This window comes from Marinobacter sp. KM021 (assembly GCF_050707965.1).
GTDB classification, from domain to species: domain Bacteria; phylum Pseudomonadota; class Gammaproteobacteria; order Pseudomonadales; family Oleiphilaceae; genus Marinobacter; species Marinobacter shengliensis.
The window spans coordinates 505,617-525,774 of the sequence record NZ_CP136129.1 but is presented as its reverse complement, the minus strand read 5'-3'; the positions used below and the strand labels follow the sequence as shown (position 1 = coordinate 525,774).

16 protein-coding genes are annotated in these 20,158 nt (G+C 57.8%); 5 read left to right on the top strand and 11 right to left on the bottom strand.

Going from position 1 to position 20,158, the window contains the following annotated elements:
• Positions 1-180: 180 nt before the first annotated feature.
• Entirely contained in the window at positions 181-1,053 is an 873-nt protein-coding gene (locus RVM24_RS02540) for a MaoC family dehydratase (RefSeq protein ID WP_286920984.1), read from the top strand.
• Positions 1,054-1,100: 47 nt separating this feature from the next.
• Here RVM24_RS02540 and RVM24_RS02535 read toward each other — a convergent pair whose 3' ends face one another.
• From RVM24_RS02535 to RVM24_RS02525, 3 genes are read right to left on the bottom strand one after another with little or no spacing between them, the layout of a single operon-like run.
• Positions 1,101-2,666 carry an ATP-binding response regulator gene (locus tag RVM24_RS02535; RefSeq protein ID WP_286920985.1) on the bottom strand — a complete coding sequence of 522 codons (1,566 nt, stop codon included), beginning with the start codon at positions 2,664-2,666 and terminating at the stop codon, positions 1,101-1,103.
• A 51-nt stretch (positions 2,667-2,717) separates the two neighbouring features.
• Positions 2,718-3,338, bottom strand: a complete 621-nt coding sequence (fixJ, locus tag RVM24_RS02530; protein WP_058093114.1) for a response regulator FixJ — start codon at positions 3,336-3,338, stop codon at positions 2,718-2,720.
• 38 nt (positions 3,339-3,376) lie between these two features.
• Positions 3,377-5,785, bottom strand: coding sequence for a Lon protease family protein (locus tag RVM24_RS02525; RefSeq protein ID WP_431474907.1), 2,409 nt, complete (start codon positions 5,783-5,785; stop codon positions 3,377-3,379).
• Between the two features lie 239 nt (positions 5,786-6,024).
• Between RVM24_RS02525 and RVM24_RS02520 the strand changes: the two genes are divergently transcribed.
• Positions 6,025-6,402 carry a PilZ domain-containing protein gene (locus RVM24_RS02520; protein ID WP_058093151.1) on the top strand — a complete coding sequence of 126 codons (378 nt, stop codon included), beginning with the start codon at positions 6,025-6,027 and terminating at the stop codon, positions 6,400-6,402.
• Here the strand turns inward: RVM24_RS02520 and RVM24_RS02515 are convergent, their stop codons facing one another.
• From RVM24_RS02515 to pncC, 3 genes are all read right to left on the bottom strand, one after another.
• Positions 6,403-6,873, bottom strand: a complete 471-nt coding sequence (locus RVM24_RS02515) for a flavodoxin family protein (RefSeq protein ID WP_431474906.1) — start codon at positions 6,871-6,873, stop codon at positions 6,403-6,405. It lies immediately after the preceding gene.
• A 212-nt stretch (positions 6,874-7,085) separates the two neighbouring features.
• Positions 7,086-8,129, bottom strand: a complete 1,044-nt coding sequence (recA, locus tag RVM24_RS02510; RefSeq protein WP_286920886.1) for a recombinase RecA — start codon at positions 8,127-8,129, stop codon at positions 7,086-7,088.
• A 163-nt stretch (positions 8,130-8,292) separates the two neighbouring features.
• Entirely contained in the window at positions 8,293-8,793 is a 501-nt protein-coding gene (gene pncC, locus RVM24_RS02505) for a nicotinamide-nucleotide amidase (RefSeq protein ID WP_286920885.1), read from the bottom strand.
• 103 nt (positions 8,794-8,896) lie between these two features.
• Between pncC and mutS the strand changes: the two genes are divergently transcribed.
• Together mutS and fdxA are read left to right on the top strand one after the other, a co-directional pair.
• Positions 8,897-11,530: a DNA mismatch repair protein MutS gene (mutS, locus tag RVM24_RS02500; protein WP_286920883.1), complete on the top strand. Its 2,634-nt coding sequence runs from the start codon at positions 8,897-8,899 to the stop codon at positions 11,528-11,530.
• Between the two features lie 163 nt (positions 11,531-11,693).
• Positions 11,694-12,017 (top strand): ferredoxin FdxA, encoded by a 324-nt coding sequence (gene fdxA / locus RVM24_RS02495; RefSeq protein WP_011785560.1) that lies wholly within the window; start codon positions 11,694-11,696, stop codon positions 12,015-12,017.
• 112 nt (positions 12,018-12,129) lie between these two features.
• On the opposite strand, the gene RVM24_RS02490 is transcribed toward fdxA, so the two are convergent.
• The 5 genes from RVM24_RS02490 to RVM24_RS02470 all read right to left on the bottom strand — a co-directional run bounded on the left by RVM24_RS02490 (position 12,130) and on the right by RVM24_RS02470 (position 18,516).
• Positions 12,130-13,155 carry a hypothetical protein gene (locus RVM24_RS02490; protein ID WP_286920882.1) on the bottom strand — a complete coding sequence of 342 codons (1,026 nt, stop codon included), beginning with the start codon at positions 13,153-13,155 and terminating at the stop codon, positions 12,130-12,132.
• Between the two features lie 132 nt (positions 13,156-13,287).
• On the bottom strand, positions 13,288-14,238 hold the full coding sequence (locus tag RVM24_RS02485; RefSeq protein WP_286920881.1) for a DegV family protein: 951 nt from the start codon (positions 14,236-14,238) through the stop codon (positions 13,288-13,290).
• A 118-nt stretch (positions 14,239-14,356) separates the two neighbouring features.
• Entirely contained in the window at positions 14,357-15,175 is an 819-nt protein-coding gene (locus RVM24_RS02480) for a metal-dependent hydrolase (RefSeq protein WP_138435602.1), read from the bottom strand.
• Between the two features lie 246 nt (positions 15,176-15,421).
• Positions 15,422-16,792 carry a solute carrier family 23 protein gene (locus RVM24_RS02475; protein WP_061331679.1) on the bottom strand — a complete coding sequence of 457 codons (1,371 nt, stop codon included), beginning with the start codon at positions 16,790-16,792 and terminating at the stop codon, positions 15,422-15,424.
• Between the two features lie 95 nt (positions 16,793-16,887).
• Positions 16,888-18,516 carry an acyl-CoA synthetase gene (locus RVM24_RS02470; protein ID WP_286254535.1) on the bottom strand — a complete coding sequence of 543 codons (1,629 nt, stop codon included), beginning with the start codon at positions 18,514-18,516 and terminating at the stop codon, positions 16,888-16,890.
• Positions 18,517-18,665: 149 nt separating this feature from the next.
• Here RVM24_RS02470 and RVM24_RS02465 point away from each other — a divergent pair, with 149 nt between their 5' ends.
• A complete protein-coding gene (locus RVM24_RS02465) occupies positions 18,666-20,156 on the top strand; it encodes a sensor histidine kinase (protein WP_420195365.1) in 1,491 nt (496 codons plus the stop codon).
• Positions 20,157-20,158 lie beyond the last annotated feature (2 nt).

The following is a 20,158-nucleotide window of genomic DNA, read 5'->3' as shown; positions in this document are numbered from 1 at the left end:
GTCAATGCCCGATCTGGAGGGGTTTGCCAGACTGCGAGGCCGCCACGACTTTCGTCTTACATTAGAGCATATCAGGCCACAGACGCACAGTTGTACCAGAATGTAGAGAAAATCGGTAATTACGTTACTGATTCACGGGAAATTACCCGGCCGATCAGGCCAACAAGGGAGATGAATACCATGACAGAACCACTGATTTATCGCAGCACCCCACCCTCTCTGCTGCCCATGTTCGGCAGAGCACTGCTGCCAAAATCACACAAGCCCGGCGCCAACACAGAGATCCCGGAATTGCAGGCTGAGCTGCTGGGCGTGGCCACAGATACGCCGATGTTGTCCCGCTATCTGAACGTGTGCGGATTCAAGCCTGGCTCCACCCTGCCCATGACCTGGCCGCACATCCTTGCTTTCCCGCTGCACCTGAAATTGCTGACCGACAAACGGTTTCCACTGCCCCTGCTGGGCCTTGTGCATCTGCGCAACACCATCACCCAACACCGACCCATCCAGACCGGCGAAAACCTGGATATCCGGGTTACGTTGGGCAATCAGCAGAGCACGGAGCGCGGCATCGAGTTCGACCTGATCACCGAGGCGCGCTCTGCGGGCCGGCTGATCTGGGAGGAGGTAAGCACCAACCTGTTCCGGATGGCAAATGCTGAAAGTGGCAAGCCGAAAGCGCAACCGCCCAAACTCGAAACCTATCCGTTCAGCGAGTCCATCACGGCACCGGAAAACCTTGGGCGACGGTACGGGCAGGTATCCGGGGACCGCAACCCGATTCACATGCACGCATTGAGTGCCAAAGCCTTTGGCTTCCCACGGGCCATTGCCCATGGCATGTGGAGCAAAGCCCGGGCGCTGTCATTACTGGAACAGCAGGCTGACTGGCAATCCGGCCCTGTGCGGGTGAGCTGTCAGTTCAAGAAACCCCTGTTTCTGCCCGGCACCGCCCAACTGAACTGGCAGACCGCCAGCGACGCCTGGGATTACCAGCTCCTGAACAGCAAAGGCGATGCGCCACACCTGAGTGGTCGTATTGAATGGCTATAACGGCGGGATAAACGCTTCGATCTGGCCGCTCACCGCCAGATCGATGCTCAACCTGCTGCGCAGGGCTGCCCCTCAGCATTGGCAACAGGCAGCGTGAAGTAGAAGCAGGCACCACCCTCTTCCGGACGCTCATAGCCAATGTCGCCACCCTGGGCCTGAATCAGGGACCGGCAGGTGGCCAGACCAATGCCCATGCCTTCATCCTTGGTGGTGTAGAAGGGATGAAACAGCTTTTCCTCGGCATCCTCCGGCACACCCACCCCGTGATCGAGCACCTGAATGCGCACACACTGGTCACCGCATCGGCGGGCGCTGACTTCCACAGGCGTGGATGATTCGGCACTGCGAGTGGCTTCAAGGGCATTACGGATCAGGTTAAGGGCAACCTGCTGCACCTGAATCGGGTCCGCCAGTACGTCTGGCAGGTCATCTTCAACGCGGACATCAATACCGCCCTCGTTGTTCCTCATATCCACTTCCGCAAACTGCCGGGTGTCCTCCAGCAGCACCGGAACAGACAGGACTTCTTTGCCAGTGGCAGGCTTTTTCATGAACCGTCGGATGCGGCGAATAATCTCACTGGCCCTGTGCGACTGCGCTTCGATCTTGTCGAGGGTTTCCTGAAGCAACACAAGGTCCGGTTGCTCCTTGGCCATCATGCGCTTGGACACCCGGGCATAATTGGTGATAGCGGTCAGCGGTTGGTTGACCTCATGGGCAAACCCTGCGGCCATCTCACCCATGGTGGTCAGGCGTGAGGTGTGGGCCAGTTGATCCCGCTGTTCCTGAACCAGGGCCCGCGCTTCCTCCAGGGCCAGTTCGTTGTCCAGTTCCACGGTAATGTCCCGAAACACAACCACCGCGCCATGCAACTCGCCGTCATCCAGTTTGGGGGTGGAACGATACTCCGCGGGGAAGCCACTGCCATCAGCTCGCAGCAGCCGGATATCACGCTGGTTTTCCGCCACACCTTGCCGGCAGGTGGCCATCACCGGCAGGCTGTCCTGGCACTCCGCCGCCGTCGAAAAGTGCAGTTCGAAAAAACTCTTGCCGATCAGGTCTTCCGCCGGGCATCCCATAATCATGGCGGCTGCGGGATTGGCAAATTCGATGATGCCGTTCTCGTCAAGGCCGTAGATGCCCTCGCTGATGGAGTTCAGGATGCGCGCCTGATCGCTCTGCAGCTCGCGGTTCCGGGCCTGGAGTTCCCGCTCGAGGCGAATCACCTGGGCGTGGGTTTTAACCCTTGCAATCACTTCCAGGGACTGGAATGGCTTGGAGATGTAGTCTGCACCACCCAGGCTGAAGCCTTTCACCTTGGCCTGCAGGTCGTCCAGGGCTGACAGGAATACAACGGCACAATCTGAAGTTTCCGGATCGGCTTTCAGGCGCTCACACACCTCATAGCCGTCCATTTCCGGCATCATGATATCCAGCAGAATCACTTCCGGATGATGGCGGTGGGCAAGGTCCAATGCTTTCTCGCCTTCGTTGGCGATCAGAAGCCGGTAGCCTTTGTCTTTCAGGGTCTCGTAGAGGACTTTCAGGTTCTGCGGGTTGTCATCAACCAGCAGAACCGTCACCTCGGAGTTCTCACTGACAACTTCAGTCATAGAAACATGGCCGGTTAAAAACGTCATTGTATGATGACGATACCGACAGACCTAGTCGATAAGTTCCTTTACGGACAGAACCATACGCACCAGATGTGCCAATGAATGGGTGCCCATCTTGTGCATCACACGGGACCGGTGAATCTCAACGGTGCGCTGGCTGATCTCAAGCTCGATGGCGATCACCTTGTTGGCCTGGCCCGCAATCATCCGATCCATGATTTCACGCTCGCGGGGTGTCAGGCTCTTGATACGGCGAACGATCTCCTGGCGCTCATCCAGAGATTTCCGCTGCTCACGATCCTGCTCCAGCGCCGCCTCGATCTTCTCCAGCAGCGCTTCCTCGCGATAGGGCTTCTGGATAAAGTCGACGGCACCTTCCTTCATGGCATCGACAGCCATGGGAACGTCGCCATGCCCCGTCACGAAAATAATGGGCAGGATCGAATGCTTGTCGTTGAGTTTTTTCTGCAACTCCATGCCGTCCATACCCGGCATACGGATATCCAGCACAATGCAGCCCGCCATCTGGTCAGAATAATCCGCCAGAAAAGAGCCGGCGCTTTCATAGGTTTTCACCGGCTTGCCATCGGATTTCAGCAACAATTCCAGTGAATCGCGGACGGCCTCGTCGTCCTCTACCACATACACAGTCTGCTGGATATCAGTCATGGATCTGTTTTCTCCTGTCCGTTTTATTATGGAGCCGGTCAGTGGATGGACGGATCTTTATGATCGTCCCTGGCATGTTCCTGCCGTTCATGTTCCCGCATTTTCTCGAGCCGTTGCTGGATAATGCCAAAAACGCTTTGCTTGGGGTACCTGCCTTTGTCATCGGCCTTGCCCGCCGGTTTGCCAAGCAACAGTGTAATGGCCTCCTCCACACGGGCAACCGGGTATACAGCAAATTTGCCCGCTTTGGATGCCGTAACCACTTCGCTGTCCAGCATCAGGTTCTGCACGTTAGTGACCGGGATAATGACGCCCTGGGAGCCGGTCAGGCCGCCTTTCAGCTCACAGGTGGCGTAAAAGCCTTCGACCTTTTCGTTGACGCCGCCGATCGGCTGCACCTCGCCAAACTGGTTCACCGAGCCGGTAATCGCAAGATCCTGCCGCACCGGAATACCAGACAGTGCAGAGATCAAGGCGCACAGCTCGGCCAGGGAGGCGCTGTCACCGTCCACTTCGCCGTAGTTCTGCTCGAAGGTCAGACTGGCCGACAGGTGCATCGGGTCATTCACCGCAAAATGGGAGGCCAGCCAGGAGCTGAGAATCATCACGCCCTTGGAATGGATATTGCCACCCAGCTTCACGTCCCGCTCGATGTCCATGACACCGCCATCACCATAGTAGCAGGTTGCGGTTACCCGGTTGGAAAGACCAAACTCGAAACCGCCGGTCGACAGCACCGACAAGGCGTTCACCTGACCGACGCAGGTGCCGGTTGTGGTCACCAGGGTGGAGCCGTCCCGAACCGAATCGTAAAAATGATCCCGGATACGGCTGCTACGGTAACGGGCACTCTCCAGCGCGCGCTCAACGTGCACTTCAGAGATCAGTTTGGCACCCGCCTGTCGGGCCCAGAAATCGGATTCCCGTAAAAGGTTGGCGATGTCCGCTGCATGCAGCGAGAGCCTGTTCTGATGTTCGGCCATGCGAGCGCTGTGCTCGATTATACGGGCCACCGCTTTATTGGTGCAGTGCAGCAGCTTCTTCTCCACCACCAGACTGGCAATGAACTTGGCATACAGCAGCTGGCTCTCCTCGGTACGGTACATCTCGTTTTCGAAATCGGCCGTCACCCGGAACAGCTCGGCAAACTCGGAATCGTATTCCTGCAGCAGCATCCAGGTTTCGCGATCGCCAAACAGCACGATTTTAACATCCAGAGGTACGGCTTCCGGCTCAATTGAAATGGTCCCTGAAAGCGTCAGCTCCCGCTCCAGGGAATTGATCTGCAGGGTGCGGGAGCGCAGGGCGCGCTTCAGACCGTCCCAGACAAACGGCTGCTCCAGCACCTTGATGGCATCCATCAGCAGGTAACCGCCATTGGCCTTGTGCAGACTGCCCGGTCGAATCAGGGAGAAGTCGGTGAACACGGTGCCTTTGAACGTGACGTTCTCCACGTACCCGAACAGGTTGTGGTAGGTGGGATTGTCTTCCACCACCACCGGCACTTCATTGGTTTTCTGGTGCACCAGCACATTGATCACGTAGCGCCGGGGCGTTTTCTTGTCCAGTGAGGCGTAGGCGATCGCCGCCTGCTCTTCATCGTCCTCAAGGAAGATATCCAGGTTGTCGACCAGGTCTTTGCGAACGGCCTCAAGATAGGAAACCACGTCTGGCTGGTCACTGTAGCGTTTGACTAGCTCATCGATCTGGTGACCGGAAATGCCTTCGAGAGTTTCCTGATTCAATGCCTGTTGCTTCTCGGCGTACTCCTGCTCCCAATCGGCCAGCTTGCGAAGGGCCTGGCGGAGCTTCTTTTCAAGGGCGTTGATGGTGTCTTCAAACTTGTCACGCTGCTCATCGGTAAGCGCCTGGAAGCTCTCCACGGTGTGGGGCTCATCGCCATTCATGGCAACCAGCCGATAGCCACCCGGTGTGGTTACCGTGAGGCTGACTTTCTTGCGCCGCGCCTGCTTGGCGACTTTCTCGAGCTCGTCTTCCTGCTTTTTGCCGTACTCGTTCTTGAGGTGCTCGGAGCGCTCCAGGAAACTGTCACTGTCAAACGTCTGGGGAATCACCTTCACCAACCGGGACATCAGCTTGTCCATGTCCTGCTTGAGCTGGGTACCCATCCCTGCCGGCAGTTGCAGCAGACGCGGATTGCGTGGCTCATCGAAGTTGGCCACGTAACACCAGTCGTGGCTCTGCTGTTCGGTATCGACGTGGTGTTCAAGGTACCGGAGCATCATGGTGCGCTTACCCAAGCCATTGCGACCGACCGCATACACGTTATAACCACCGTGGGGCATGGCGAGCGCAAAACGCACCGCTTCCTGGGCGCGGTTCTGGCCAACAATCTCGGCCAGCGGCTCCAGTTGCCGGGTGGTTTTGAATGGCAGATCTTTAAGAACGCAGGCTTTGTAGAGCTGATGCAAGGGCAATGACTTCAAGTTCGATTCCCGTTGAGTTCGGTTTTGAGTAGTAACTATCGCTCGCATTGTAGTGTTTGAGCTTCAAGCTGTCGCCTATCCGCGCCGCATTTATCGGAAGAGGCCGGATTCGTGACAATATGCCAACCGGGTCACAAATTCCCCCTTGGTCATTTTTCAGGCAGGCCGTCGATTACTACACTTCCATGCCCGGACGGATTCCGGACACAACAAGTACAATACGGGTGATGGTCAAAGCAATGACGAATTATTCCGCAGATCGCCGCATCAAGGATCGTTTTTCGGCGTCGTGTCTCAGGGTGCAACTCCGTGAGAGGGCGTTCTTTGGTCGCGGGAAGCAGCCAGTGGCGGTAACCTGCCTGGACCTCAATCGTTACGGTATGGCGGTGCTGTGCCCTCGGCCGGTAGACTCCGGCGCGCATTTGTTCCTGGATATTGAGGGTAAATACATCAGCGAGTCGCGCATTGATGCCCGAGTGGTGTCGTGCCAGCCGTTTCAGACGGGCTTCCGTGTGAGTCTGCAGTTCAGCTACTGTCTCGACAAGAAAGGCTACTCGAGAGCGATCGACAATGCGCTTTCCCGGATTGAGGGTTTTTACAACCGGTTCGCCAGTTAATCAGATCAGGCCAGCATCCAGGCTGGCCGCCACGTACATGCCCAGTTCCTCGCACTGTTGCTCGAATTCATCCCTGTAATCTCCCCTGCACAGCAATGGCTCCTGTATGCGTTTCCAGCGTAATCCGGTGGTGATGCTGTCGATGGCGCGGCGGGTGCCGGTGCCGTCGTGGCCGGCGCGGATGTAGTAGGCAAAGGGCAGGCCCTGGGTTTTCTCGAGGCACGGATAGTAGCTTCGGTCGAAGAAGTCTTTGAGGGCGCCGGACATGTAGCCGAGGTTTTCGGTGGTACCGAGGATGATGGCGTCGCAGGCGAGGATGTCTTCGGGGCCGGCATCGAGTGGGGCTTTTACCACCACTTCTACGGCTTCGATGTCGGGGTTACGGGCGCCTTTTTCTATGGCGTTACGGAGTTTCAGGGTATTTGGGGATGGGGCGTGGGCTACGATGAGTAGTCTCTTTTTGCTAGACATTTGCCGTCCGACTCCCTTCTTGCCGTTAACTCATGGAGCATGAGTTGTGGCAGGAACCCCCTCACGGGAAACGCTACGAGCACATCCATGTGCGCTTCGCTCCGGCCATCCATGGCCTACGAGATTCCCGTGAGGGGGTCCCTGCCACAACTCGCTAGGCTCCGAATATGCCGTCCAACGTATCAATGCCGCATAGAGCCGTATGAAGCGGGTTACAGCAACTCGCCACTCGCTTCCACCGGCGCCTCGGCCGCTTCTTTCTTCACCGGCTTGGGCATCAGTTTGTCGCGAACCTTGGCTTCGATTTCGTTGGCGATATCCATGTTCTCTTCCAGGAACTTGCAGGCGTTGGCTTTGCCCTGACCGATTTTGTCGCCGTTGTAGGCGTACCAGGCGCCGGATTTGTCGACGAAGCCTTCTTTTACGCCCATGTCCAGAACTTCGGCCATGTGGTAGATGCCCTTGCCGTACATGATCTGGAACTCGGCCTGTTTGAAGGGCGGAGATACCTTGTTCTTGACGACTTTTACGCGGGTTTCGTTACCGACCACTTCGTCGCCCTCTTTGACAGCACCGATGCGGCGGATGTCCAGGCGTACGGAGGAGTAGAATTTCAGGGCGTTACCGCCGGTGGTGGTTTCCGGGCTGCCGAACATGACGCCGATTTTCATACGGATCTGGTTGATGAAGACCATCAGGCAGTTGGCGTGTTTGACGTTGCCGGTCAGTTTACGCAGGGCCTGGGACATCAGGCGGGCCTGGAGGCCTACGTGGCTGTCGCCCATCTCGCCTTCGATTTCGGCTTTCGGTGTCAGTGCGGCAACGGAGTCGACGATGATCACGTCGATGGCGTTGGAGCGCACCAGCATGTCGGCGATTTCCAGGGCCTGTTCGCCGGTGTCTGGCTGGGACACCAGCAGGTCGTCTACGTTTACGCCCAGCTTTTCTGCGTAGATGGGGTCGAGCGCGTGCTCGGCGTCGATGAAGGCGCAGGTTTTGCCAGCCTTCTGGGCTTCCGCAATCACCTGAAGGGTCAGTGTGGTTTTACCGGAGCTTTCCGGGCCGTAGATTTCAACGATCCGGCCGTAAGGCAGGCCGCCAATACCCAGGGCTACGTCCAGCCCGAGGGAACCGGTGGATACCGCAGGAATGGCTTCACGGGGCTGGTCGCCCATTTTCATCACGGCACCTTTGCCGAACTGGCGCTCAATCTGGCCGAGTGCTGCGCTGAGTGCTTTCTTGCGATTGTCTTCCATTGGTACCTGACCCTCATTTGCCGGGGCTGCTGAGCCGCGATTGGGCCGACAGCAGCGAAATTCAAAGCGATGACACCGGAGGCATCCAGTGTTTTCCTGTATATTTGAACAGTATTAAAACATAAGCCTTCGCTGAGACCAACCCCTGCCCGGGTGAAAAACGTCACAGTGTTTTCAGAAACTCCGTAACCCCTTGCAGAACATACAAAACCGACTTTCGGCGCACCTGATCCCGGTCGCCGTCAAAGCACTGCGTGCTGGTTTCGATGCGGTCCGGGCCGGTGCCCCAGGCGAACCATACGGTGCCTACGGGCTTTTCATCAGTGCCGCCACCTGGGCCTGCAATGCCGCTGATGGCCACGGCTATGTCAGCGTCCGCAGCGCGGACGGCACCGGCGACCATCTGGCGAACCACTGGCTCGCTCACCGCGCCATGCTCGGCGAGCACCGATTCTTCAACCCCCAGAATGGCCTGTTTCGCCTCGTTGCTGTAGGTCACCAACCCGGCCATCAGGTACGCAGACGACCCCGCCCGGTCAGTCAGCACTTTGGCCACCCAGCCGCCGGTACAGCTTTCGGCGGTGGCGATGGTTTTACCGTGCTCGACGAGCCATTCACCCAGCGTGTTTCCAGCGCTCTCCAGTTGTTGGTCAGAGGCCTGCATAACAATCTCCCTGTGTCTGTTGCCAAACCCTTCGTTTCATCACGGGCATTATTTTCTTACAATCCCCGCTTTCACCCAAAAGTACGATCAACCGGACAAACCCATGTCAGTAGCCCAGACCGATCTTTCCAAGCACACCCCGATGATGCAGCAGTACCTGAAGATCAAGCGGGAACACCCGAACGAGCTGGTGTTTTATCGCATGGGTGATTTCTATGAGCTGTTTTACGACGACGCCAAGAAAGCAGCGGAACTTCTGGACATTACCCTGACTGCCCGCGGCCAGTCCGGGGGCAACCCCATCCCGATGGCGGGCGTGCCTTTCCATGCGGCTGAAGGTTACATTGCCCGCATGGTGCGCGCAGGTCAATCCATCGCCATTGCTGAGCAGATTGGCGACCCGGCCACCAGTAAGGGGCCGGTTGATCGTCAGGTGGTGCGCGTGGTGACACCGGGCACCCTGAGCGACGAGGCGTTTCTGGAAGACCGGCGGGACAACCTGTTGGTGTCGATTTTCAGTCATAAGGAGCAGTTCGGCTTCGCGTCGCTGGACATCTCCAGTGGCCGGTTTGCGGTCGCAGAGCTGGAAAGCCTGGAAGCTCTGCAAGGGGAGCTGCAGCGCCTGCGGCCGGCGGAGATTCTGATCAGCGAGGACTTCCCTTACAGCGATGTGCTGGAGGGCTTCACCGGGGTTCGTCGCCAGGGCCCCTGGTTGTTTGAGATGGATTCCGCCCGGCGGGTGATTACCCAACAGCTGCAGGTTAAGGACCTGACCGGCTTCGGCTGCGAAGACCTGCACCTGGCAATCTGTGCCGCCGGCTGCCTGTTGCAGTACGCCCGGGAAACCCAGCGTACCGCCCTGCCCCACATCCGCAAACTGACCCGTGAACGTCGGGAAGATGCGGTGATCCTGGATGCCGCCAGCCGCCGCAACCTGGAGATAGACACCAACCTGATGGGCGGCCAGCAGTACACCCTCGCCTGGGTAATGGACCGCACGGCCACGGCCATGGGCGCCCGGGAGTTGCGCCGCTGGCTGAACCGGCCGCTCAGGAATGTGGAGGTCGTCCGCCAGCGCCAGCAGGCGGTGTCAGCTTTGCTGGACGGCTTCCATTACGAGCCAATCCACGATCTGCTCAAGCAAGTGGGTGATATCGAGCGGATTCTGGCCCGAGTCGCGCTGCGCTCAGCCCGCCCCCGGGACCTCGCACGCCTGCGGGATGCGTTCCAGACCTTACCGGGGCTGCAGGAGGCTCTAAAGCCCGTTAACTCACATCACCTGGTGAAGCTGGCCACGGTTATTGGCGAATACCCGGAGCTGGCTGATCTGCTCGAGCGGGCCATTATCGAGAACCCGCCCGTGGTGATCCGGGACGGCGGCGTGATTGCCCAAGGCTTCGACGAAGAACTGGACGAACTGCGCAACATCAGCGAGAACGCTGGCCAGTACCTGTTGGATGTGGAAACCCGCGAGCGCGAACGCACCGGCATTTCCACGCTGAAAGTGGGCTACAACCGGGTGCACGGTTACTACATCGAGATTAGCCGGGGCCAATCTGACCAGGCGCCGGTGGATTACATCCGCCGCCAGACCCTGAAAAACGCCGAGCGGTTCATCACGCCGGAACTGAAAGAATTTGAAGACAAGGCCCTGAGCGCCAAGAGCCGGGCCCTGGCCCGGGAAAAAGGCCTGTACGACGACGTATTGGAAACCGTCGCCGAGCAGTTGGCACCGCTGCAGGACGCCGCCCAGGCCCTGGCGGAACTGGATGTGCTCAGCAACTTTGCCGAGCGGGCCACCAGCCTGCGTTTCACTGCTCCGGAATTCACCGAAGAGCCGGGCTTTGATGTGGAGGAAGGCCGCCATCCGGTGGTGGAACAACTGCTCGACGAGCCCTTCGTGCCGAACAACCTGCTGATGGATGCGAAGCGGCGAATGCTGGTGATCACCGGCCCGAACATGGGCGGTAAGTCCACCTACATGCGCCAGGCTGCGTTAATTGCCCTGCTGGCCTACACCGGCAGCTTTGTGCCCGCCAACCGGGCGGTGCTGGGGCCGGTAGACCGGATTTTCACCCGCATGGGCTCTTCCGATGACATTGCCGGCGGCCGCTCCACGTTTATGGTGGAAATGACCGAAACCGCCAACATCCTGCACAACGCCACCGATCACAGCCTGGTACTGATGGATGAGGTGGGCCGCGGCACCAGTACTTTTGACGGCCTGTCGCTGGCCTGGGCCACGGCTGAGCACCTGGCCAAGGACATTCGTTGCTACACCCTGTTCGCCACCCACTACTTCGAACTGACCCAACTGGCGGATGACCTGGAACATGCGGTGAATGTGCATCTGACGGCCACCGAGCACGACGACTCCATCGTTTTCCTGCACAATGTACACGACGGCCCGGCCAGCCAGAGTTATGGCCTTCAAGTGGCCAAATTGGCGGGCGTGCCCCAGGATGTGATTCGCAATGCCAAGGCGCAGCTCGCGCATCTGGAAGGCAGCGCCGGCCCGTCCAAGGGAGCTACAGGCGGTACCGCTGCAGCGCCATCACCAGCCCCTAAAACGGCTAAACAACCGGCTGCCGTGGAATCGGTGTTTCAGGGCGATATGTTTGCCAGCGCGGAGCCGAGCGTTGTAGAGAACGCCTTGCAAAAACTGGACATTGATGGACTTTCACCACGGGATGCCCTCAATCAGCTCTATGAGCTGAAAGCTTTGCTGGCAAAATAACAGGAAACTGGGCCAAACTTGATCTGTGTAATAAGGTTATAGCAGCCCAACGCTTGCGGCTGCGGGGGGCGCTCCCTACAATATCGCGCACAAAATTATAGATGGGGCCGGAACATCAGGGCTCCTGATGAGACCGATTACTTTACGAACCAGGGATCTGACTATGGCGTTTATCGTTACTGATAACTGCATCAAGTGCAAATACACCGACTGCGTGGAAGTCTGCCCGGTGGACTGCTTCTACGAAGGCCCCAACTTTCTGGTGATTGACCCGGACGAGTGCATAGATTGCGCCCTGTGCGAGCCAGAGTGCCCGGCCGAGGCCATCTTCTCTGAAGACGAACTGCCGGCGGGCCAGGAAGCGTTCGTTGAGATCAACGCCGAGCTGGCTGGCAAATGGCCGAACATCACCGAGAAGAAAGACCCGCTGCCAGACGCTGAAGAGTGGGACGGCAAGCCTGACAAACTGAAGTACCTGGAGCGCTAAGAACCTCCAACATTACTTCAACAACAAAAAGGCCGGACGGACAAACATCGTCCGGCCTTTTTGTTTGAGCCCGGGTCTTGACGGGCTCAGGGCAAGGAAGCCGCCAAAAAGACTAAGCCAGCAATTTCTTGGCTGCTGCAGATCGATAGAATGCTCCCAAACGCCGGCGTACCAGCGCTTCGAGGTAGCCCTCCTCGGCCAACACCTCCACGATGGGCAGCGCCAGGGATTCCACTTCGGTCACGATAACCTCTCGAGTCACCCCGACATCCTGCAACAGGTCCATGACCGGGCGATCGCCATACTTGGCAAAAAGATGCTCCACCACCGCCCTGGCGCAGCCTTCAAAGTAGCCGGTTTTCCGGAAATTCAGCCAAAACTCGTACCCCATCACCACGAACTCCTGCAACTCCACATCGCCCAGCCCCTCTTTGAGCTCAGCAATGGTGCGACCTTCCAGGGATACCCAGGCAGCCATCACGGTATCTCTCAGCTCATCATCAGACAGCGCCTTGTGCAGGAATTGCTCACTGCGGGAAATCAGCCCCGGCAAACTGTCTGCCAACCAGGCCTTGATGCGCCGCTCAAACGTTTCGTCCAGCCCGGGCACCGCCCTATTGGCCATTTTCTTGCCGAACTTCATCATTGAGCCAACACCAGGCACAGACCGGGTAATCAGGTTGTCTTCATAGAGGTAATTGACCAGACCGTGGTAGACCACGTTGGACACCAGCTCCTGGTAGACCGGGTGCGCCATGATTTCGGCAATAATGCGCTCACGTTGGTGACGCAGCTCCAGGGCTTCTTCGATGAACCCGCTGGCCTGTTCACGAGACAGGATATCGCCCAGGGTGGTGTCCGACTGGACCGAGGCATTCATGACCTCGGTCGCCATTTCCGCGGCCAGCTCCGGAATACCGGCGTCCAGCTCCATATCCACCACAATACGCTGGATCACGCCCATCACCTGGTCCGCGCTCACCAGTCGTTTCAGGGTGACACTGCCCGCGTGATCGAGCAGTTCGTCCACCTCGTTATCGATGAACTTTTTCAGTTTCGCCCCTTTGAGAGCAGACATCTCATGTTTGACGTGTGCTTCCAACAAAGTATCGGCAAGGCTTGGGCTTGTCTTTGACATAAACCGGGCATCCTTTTGGCTAGGGTCCTGAACGTTGCCAACGAGGCTAACACGAACTGGCCTGTCGCGGGTTCGCCGGAATTACCCCGGCTGGGGCAATGCAGGGCCAGTCTGGGCCGACGGGCCTGGAGGCTACTGGAAATCGTTGAAGGTATGGGGCTCGGCGGCCAGGGCCAGGCAGATACTGCCCGGGCCCACGTAGATGGCACTGGTAATACCCATTTGTGACAGCAACAGCTCTACCCCATTGCTTTCACAGGCATCGCGCAAGCGATTCAGGCCTGGCAGATCTTCGATCTCCGTCCAGGTCAGGCCGCAGGACAAGCTGACGAAAGGCGTCAATAAACCAGCCTCCACCCGGGCGACCGCGTAATTCATCACTTTCTCGACTGCCATATCAAAGTTGCGGGTTTTAACCACGGGTTTGCCTTCGGCACCCTGGCCAAAGATCACCGGGACAATGTTCAGGGCCTTACCCAGGAACGCGGCAAACGCCGAGACGCTTTTGTCACCACGGCGCCGGGCACGCTCGCGTATATAGTGCAGATCTCGGGGAATCACACAGGTATAGATCTTGTCGGTAAACGTCTCAACCTCATGCCGAAGGGCATTCTTGGAAAGCTTTTGCTCAATCAGTTTCAGAGTATGAGCCGCCAGCAAACCCTGCCCGGCAAAGATCTGTTTACTGTCGATCACCCGCATGGAGAACTTGCCATCCCGGCCAGCGGCCTTACGGGCCTCCTCGTAATGAGCCATGACCGAGTTCATGGCTTCCGCGGCGTTCTGGAAAATCTGGCTACGGCTTTTGGTGACGGTTTCGCAGATGGCCACATCGAACTCGGTCACGATCTTTTCCATGAACAGGTCATGGATCTGTTCGGCAGTGTAGGCTTTGGTTTCCGCTTCATGACCTTTGCCCAGCAGGCCACTTTGATAAAACTCCTGGGTACGAACCGGGCAATGTTTATCGGTGTAGGTCTGGCCGTCGATAATAGCGGTTACCGGCAGAACGAACAGGTCGTGCTTGCGGGCAAAGTCATAGGGCAGGTCACAGGCGGAATCTACAATCAGGCCTACTCGCATGCTGTGTGTCTCCGGGTGCGGGCAACACCTCACATGGGCATGCCCTTTATTGTCATTATTTTTGTCGCGCTACAGTCTTGCACAGATTGGTGAAAATTTCAGCACCCACCTCAGGCTGTCAAACCTCCAGTTCTTTCAGGTTATGTTCCAGTAGCCGACGGTTGTCTTGCTGCCATGGGTGGAAACCTTTCCGGAAGTAGGCCAGGAATTCCGGCAGGCACTTGCGCAGAACGCCGGGCTTCCCCCAGAGAAAATTCAGCCCGCCTAACCAGGTTTTCAGACTCCAGAGCTTGCCATCCGTCTTCAGCAGGCTGCAGGTGTTGATGAAGGTGTACTTGAAGAAATTCCAGGTGACAAACAGAAAGACAATCCGGCGCAACCGCTCATTGCCAACGCAGGCCCGGTATACGTCGAACGCCACCGACTTGTGCTCGGTTTCCTCAATGGCATGCCAGCGCCATAACCTCTGCATTGTCGGCGTAGCGCCCTCCATCCACTCGGGGTGACTGAGAATGGCGTTGGCCAGCACGGCGGTGTAGTGCTCTGCACCACAGGTGCCCGCCAGTTGGCGGCTGGGCGGCAACCGCCCTACCCAGTCCATGTGCTTGCGGAAGCGCGCGTCGAGGGCATCGATATCATAGCCACGGGCTTTCAGGGCTTCGTTGTAATCTTTGTGCTCTCGGCTGTGCAGGGCTTCCTGGCCGATAAAGCCTTTGATCTCTTCCTTGAGCTTAGGGTCGGTAATCTGGTCCCGGTACAGGCGAACGGCGTTAATGAATTGCTGCTCTCCGTCGGGAAACTGCAGCGACAAGGCATTGAAGAATGCAGTGCGGAAGGCATCGTTGCCGTGCCAAAGGGTTTTCAACTCATCCCTTACATCAAAACGCAGATGCCTGGGTTTGACGGCGACGCCGTCTGGTGTGGAACTGATGGTCATTTCGGCCCCCTGTTGTCGGTTTGTTGTTATTAAAGCACTCGACATCGGATAAATTTTCACCAGTTCGGCCAGTGTACCCCCGTATTCCAGATAACCGGAAGGGGCCAGGCTGACAATTTCGACAATTTGTCATGAAATGACAAACTGTCAGCACGCTTATGCAAACAAAAAAAGGGAGGCATCAAGCCTCCCAAGGACACACAGTGGGTTGGTGCCGCCAAGTTACTAACGGCACCGGGTTCAGTGTTACTCGCTCTTCTCGGCGCCCGGGGCCTCCGGGTCGGAAGTGAATTTCAGTAAATGAGTGCGTTCGATCAGGTAGTAGAGAACCGCACCGGTCGCCAGGCCCCAGCCTGCGCCATACACCGCCAGAACCACACCCATGGTGCCGGCAATGCCTCGCTCGGTGTTGTTCTCCAGCTGCTCCAGGCCCACCATCAAACAAATGTAACCGGTCAGCAGCAGGGTCAGCGACAGCGCAATCGGCAGCACCGGCTGGAAGAAGCTCACCAGCGGCAGGACAAACAGGGCAATAAAGCCGGTAATCCAGAAAGTACCACCGCCGCTGTAGATGGAATCCATGGCGTTACGGCCATACTTGTAGCGTTCGGCCATGGTGGCGGTGACCGCTGTCCAGATTGGACCAGCAAGGCCAGGGTATGGCGCAAAGAACGCGTGGCCACCGTTACGGATAGCAGTTACCAGGTGAACACGGTCAATGCTGTTGTCGATGTCTTCGTCTTTACGCAGGTGGTCGACACGGTTCATCAGGGACTGCCCCACCACGATATCGCCGAAGGCAATCACGTAAGCGATAACCGCAGTCGGGATCGCATACAGGAAGATATTCAGATCCGGGAAACCTACGGTAAACGGCAGGTAGTTCCACAGCTGGTCAAAGGCCGGCTTGGTGATGCCCCACTGCACATCCGGTACAGCGTATTCACCAGTGGCAAATCCAACCAGGATCGCCACAACCATGCCTGGCACCATACCGTAATTGGCAATCTTGCGGGCTATGTTGCTCTTGTCGACGAAGCCCTTGAAGGACACCGAGAACATCAGGTAAAGACACACCAGGCCACCGACAATCAGGGAAATGGGCGTGTTGGCCAGACGGCCACCAGCCTCAATTTCGCCCATCAGTGCTGCAATACCCGCACCGATAATGATACCGCCCTTCATGGAGCGCGGAATCCACTCAACCAGTTTACTGCCCAGGCGGGTAACCCCCAGAATCAGGAAGATCAGGAACACCAGGAACTGCAGGGCGAACAGCGCCTGAATGGCCTCCGGGCCAGGCTCGTAGTCCGAGAGGAACAGCAGCACCACAGGAATACCCGGGGTTATCCAGCCGGGAACCAGTGGCACGCCCAGCAGCGCCGGCAGCATAAAACCGATACCGCAGATAACGACATAAGCCAGGGCCACCTCGTAGGGTACGCCGAGATAGGTTTCAAGCAGGGGAATCATCGCCAAACTGACCACGAACATGATCAGGGCCTGGACCATCTCTGCGAACTCCCAACGATAGTGGACGAACGGCAGACGGATTTTGAAAGGGCCCGCGGGCCAGAACGGCTGTTCTTCACCGTTTTTTCTGTGGAACATTTGCATTGCATTACCTCCGGGCACGCCGGTAAAGGGTGCCAGTCAATGTTGTTTTTGTGACGAGGTGTGGCGGCACCGAAAGATGCCGCCGTTCAGGGGGATTAGTTCAGATCTTTGGCCTGGTCCCGCAGCACGAACTTCTGGATCTTGCCGGTGGATGTTTTCGGCAGCTCCGAGAAGACCACGGTTTTGGGCACCTTGAACCGGGCCAGGTGCTCGCGGCAGAAATTGATGATGTCTTCTTCAGACACATCCCCTGCCTCTGGCTTGAGGGTGATGAAAGCACAGGGCGTTTCGCCCCATTTCTCATCCGGGCGGGCAACCACCGCCGCTTCCATCACCGCCGGGTGGCGGTAAAGGGTGTCTTCCACCTCGATGGTGGAGATATTCTCACCGCCGGAGATGATGATGTCTTTCAGGCGGTCCTTGATTTCCATGTAGCCGTCTTCGTGCCACACGGCCAGGTCACCGGTGTGGAACCAACCACCCCGGAAGGCTTCTTCCGTGGCACTGGGGTTCTTCAGGTAACCTTTCATCACGGTATTACCGCGCAGGAAGATCTCGCCAATGGTTTTGCCATCTTTCGGGACCGGCTGCATGGTGTTGGGGTCAGCCACCATGGTACCGCCCAGGGTGTGATAACGAACGCCCTGGCGCGCCTTGATCTGGGCACGCTCCCGCAACGGCAGTTCATCCCATTCCGACTTCCAGGCACACACGGTGACCGGACCATACACTTCAGTCAGACCGTAAACGTGAGTCACCTTGATGCCCATTTCTTCGATGGAGCCAATCACCTGGGCAGGGGGCGCTGCGCCGGCGGTCATGGACTTCACTTCGTGATCAATACCAGCCTTGGCTTCTGGCGAGGCATTCAGCAGCGCGTTCAGAACAATCGGGGCGCCACACATGTGGGTAACCTGGTGGTCACGGATCAGCTGCAGGATCTTCTCAGGGTCTACCCGGCGCAGGCATACGTGGGTGCCAGCCATGGCGGTGATGGTCCAGGGGAAACACCAGCCATTGCAGTGGAACATCGGCAGGGTCCACAGGTACACCGGGTGCATGTCCATGGACCAAACGGCCTGGTTACCCAGAGCGTTGATATAGGCGCCGCGGTGGTGATAAACCACGCCTTTGGGGTTACCGGTGGTGCCAGAGGTGTAGTTCAGGGAAATGGCATCCCACTCATCGGCCGGGAAGCTCCACTGAAACTCCGGGTCACCCTCCTGCAGGAAGGCTTCGTAGTCGAGGTCACTGACCTGAACGCCCTCACCGTACTCAGGGTCGTCCACATCAATCACCAGGGGCTTGTGCTCAAGGTGACGAATCGCATCTTTAACGACCTGGCCGAATTCGCGGTCGGCAATCACGACTTTCGCTTCACCATGCTCCAGCATGAAGGCAATGGCCTCGGCATCCAGGCGCACGTTCAGGGTGTTCAGTACTGCGCCGATCATGGGCACGCCAAAGTGGCATTCCACCATGGCAGGAATGTTAGGCAGCATCACCGCCACGGTATCGCCCCGGCCGATACCCCGGCCTTTCAGGGCAGAGGCCAGACGCAGGCAACGGTCATAGGTTTCTGCCCAGTTACGACGGATGGCACCGTGGATGATGGCCGGATAATCCGGGTACACACTGGCGGTGCGCTCGATAAAATCAATGGGGGACTGAACTGCGTAGTTGGCATCCCGGGGCGCAAGGCCCTGGTCGAAGATCGAAGTCATTGGCGTGGTCCTCTAACTCAGATGTTGTTCTTATGGCATATTCAGAAGAATAGCCAAAGCAGCTATACTCCAGATTGCCCGAAATGGTAGAAGATAGAACAAATACTAGAAACTCTACTATGGTATTATAGGATTATTACTATAACTTTATGAGCAACCCTAAAAAAGCCCGCGTTTTCAGCCAACTGGTCCCTAATGACCCACAACCCACTCTCGTGGTCGGTCGCACATTAGAGGTCCTGGCCAGTAATCATGCGGCCGATTCCCTCGTCCAACGCGCAGAACTGGACTATCCGGAGCACCTTTTACCGGTGAACGCGGCAGCGCTTGTTAAATCAGCCCTGGAACAGGGGCGAGCCATTGAAAACGTGGAATCCCGGTTTGCCGACCATATTTTTCTGTGGAGCTTCATTCCCGATCCAGACAGCGGGGAAGTATTGGTTCGGGGCCGTGATGCCACCAACGATATCCTCACCCTGGAAGAAGCCGTTCGCTCCAACCGCCTTTACCGGCTGATCACCGAGAACACCACAGACCTGATCTCGCGGCATGCCCCGGACGGACGATTCATTGATGCCACGCCTGCGTCCTGGCGCCTGTTGGGCTACTGGCCGGAAGAGCTCCGGGGCAAGGCCCTGGAAGAGGTGTTCCAGGGGGAAAACGTGGCCGAGCAACTGGCCCTGACCCGCCACCGGCTGCGGGAAGACGGCTACGCCACCATGACGCTGGAGATTATTCACCGCAACGGCAGCCGCCGCTGGTTCGAGATTGCCAGCCGCGCCATCCGGGAGACCTATACCGGCGCCGTGGTGGAGGTGATCAGCGTATCCCGTGACATCACCGCCCGGGTGGAATCCGAGGAGCAGAACCGGCTGCTGGCAGATGAACTGGCCCACACGGCCCGCCTGGCCACGCTGGGTGAACTGGCTTCCAGCATTGCCCATGAGATGAATCAGCCACTGGCATCGATCGTGAATTTCGCGTCCGCCAGCCAGCGCTTTCTAAAGGAAGCAGACCAACATCCCGAGAAGCTGCTGAAGGTAGACGACGGCCTGCAAAAGATCGTGCACCACGCCAACCGCGCTTCCGAGGTGATCAAACGTCTTCGGGCGTTCCTGCGTAAAGGCCAGAAGCGCATGGGCCCGGTATCCCTGAATTCGGTGATTACCGAGGTTGCACGCCTGTGCCAGTGGGAGGCAGAAAAGAACGGCGTCCGTATCTATGAGAACCTGGCCGCAGACTCTCCCACCATCACCGCAGACCCGGTGTTGCTTGAACAGGTGTTGATCAACCTGATCCGTAACGGCATCGAGGCCAATGTGGAAGCCGGGGCAGACAAAGACAGTGCAGGCCCTTCCCGGATTGTGGTCAGCACCTGCGTCAACGACCAACAGGAAACCCTGATTCAGGTCATCGATGAAGGCCCGGGGCTGGACGACGAAGGCATACGCCAGATGTTCCAGCCGTTCTACACCAGCAAGGCCAAGGGGCTGGGACTTGGGCTGTCCATGAGCCGTTCCATCATTGAGGGATTTGGCGGCTTTCTGGATGCCACCCGCACAGACACCGGCGGCCTTTCGCTGATCTGCCGTTTCCCTCCCGGCAACACCCGATGCACCCACAAACCAACCCAGGAGTAAGC

Coding starts and splice junctions, on each gene's coding strand:
- RVM24_RS02540 (WP_286920984.1), top strand. CDS start 181: ATGACAGAACCACTGATTTATCGCAGCACCCCACCCTCTCTGCTGCCC.
- RVM24_RS02535 (WP_286920985.1), bottom strand. CDS start 2,666: ATGACTGAAGTTGTCAGTGAGAACTCCGAGGTGACGGTTCTGCTGGTT.
- fixJ (WP_058093114.1), bottom strand. CDS start 3,338: ATGACTGATATCCAGCAGACTGTGTATGTGGTAGAGGACGACGAGGCC.
- RVM24_RS02520 (WP_058093151.1), top strand. CDS start 6,025: ATGACGAATTATTCCGCAGATCGCCGCATCAAGGATCGTTTTTCGGCG.
- RVM24_RS02515 (WP_431474906.1), bottom strand. CDS start 6,873: ATGTCTAGCAAAAAGAGACTACTCATCGTAGCCCACGCCCCATCCCCA.
- recA (WP_286920886.1), bottom strand. CDS start 8,129: ATGGAAGACAATCGCAAGAAAGCACTCAGCGCAGCACTCGGCCAGATT.
- pncC (WP_286920885.1), bottom strand. CDS start 8,793: ATGCAGGCCTCTGACCAACAACTGGAGAGCGCTGGAAACACGCTGGGT.
- mutS (WP_286920883.1), top strand. CDS start 8,897: ATGTCAGTAGCCCAGACCGATCTTTCCAAGCACACCCCGATGATGCAG.
- fdxA (WP_011785560.1), top strand. CDS start 11,694: ATGGCGTTTATCGTTACTGATAACTGCATCAAGTGCAAATACACCGAC.
- RVM24_RS02490 (WP_286920882.1), bottom strand. CDS start 13,155: ATGTCAAAGACAAGCCCAAGCCTTGCCGATACTTTGTTGGAAGCACAC.
- RVM24_RS02485 (WP_286920881.1), bottom strand. CDS start 14,238: ATGCGAGTAGGCCTGATTGTAGATTCCGCCTGTGACCTGCCCTATGAC.
- RVM24_RS02480 (WP_138435602.1), bottom strand. CDS start 15,175: ATGACCATCAGTTCCACACCAGACGGCGTCGCCGTCAAACCCAGGCAT.
- RVM24_RS02475 (WP_061331679.1), bottom strand. CDS start 16,792: ATGCAAATGTTCCACAGAAAAAACGGTGAAGAACAGCCGTTCTGGCCC.
- RVM24_RS02470 (WP_286254535.1), bottom strand. CDS start 18,516: ATGACTTCGATCTTCGACCAGGGCCTTGCGCCCCGGGATGCCAACTAC.
- RVM24_RS02465 (WP_420195365.1), top strand. CDS start 18,666: ATGAGCAACCCTAAAAAAGCCCGCGTTTTCAGCCAACTGGTCCCTAAT.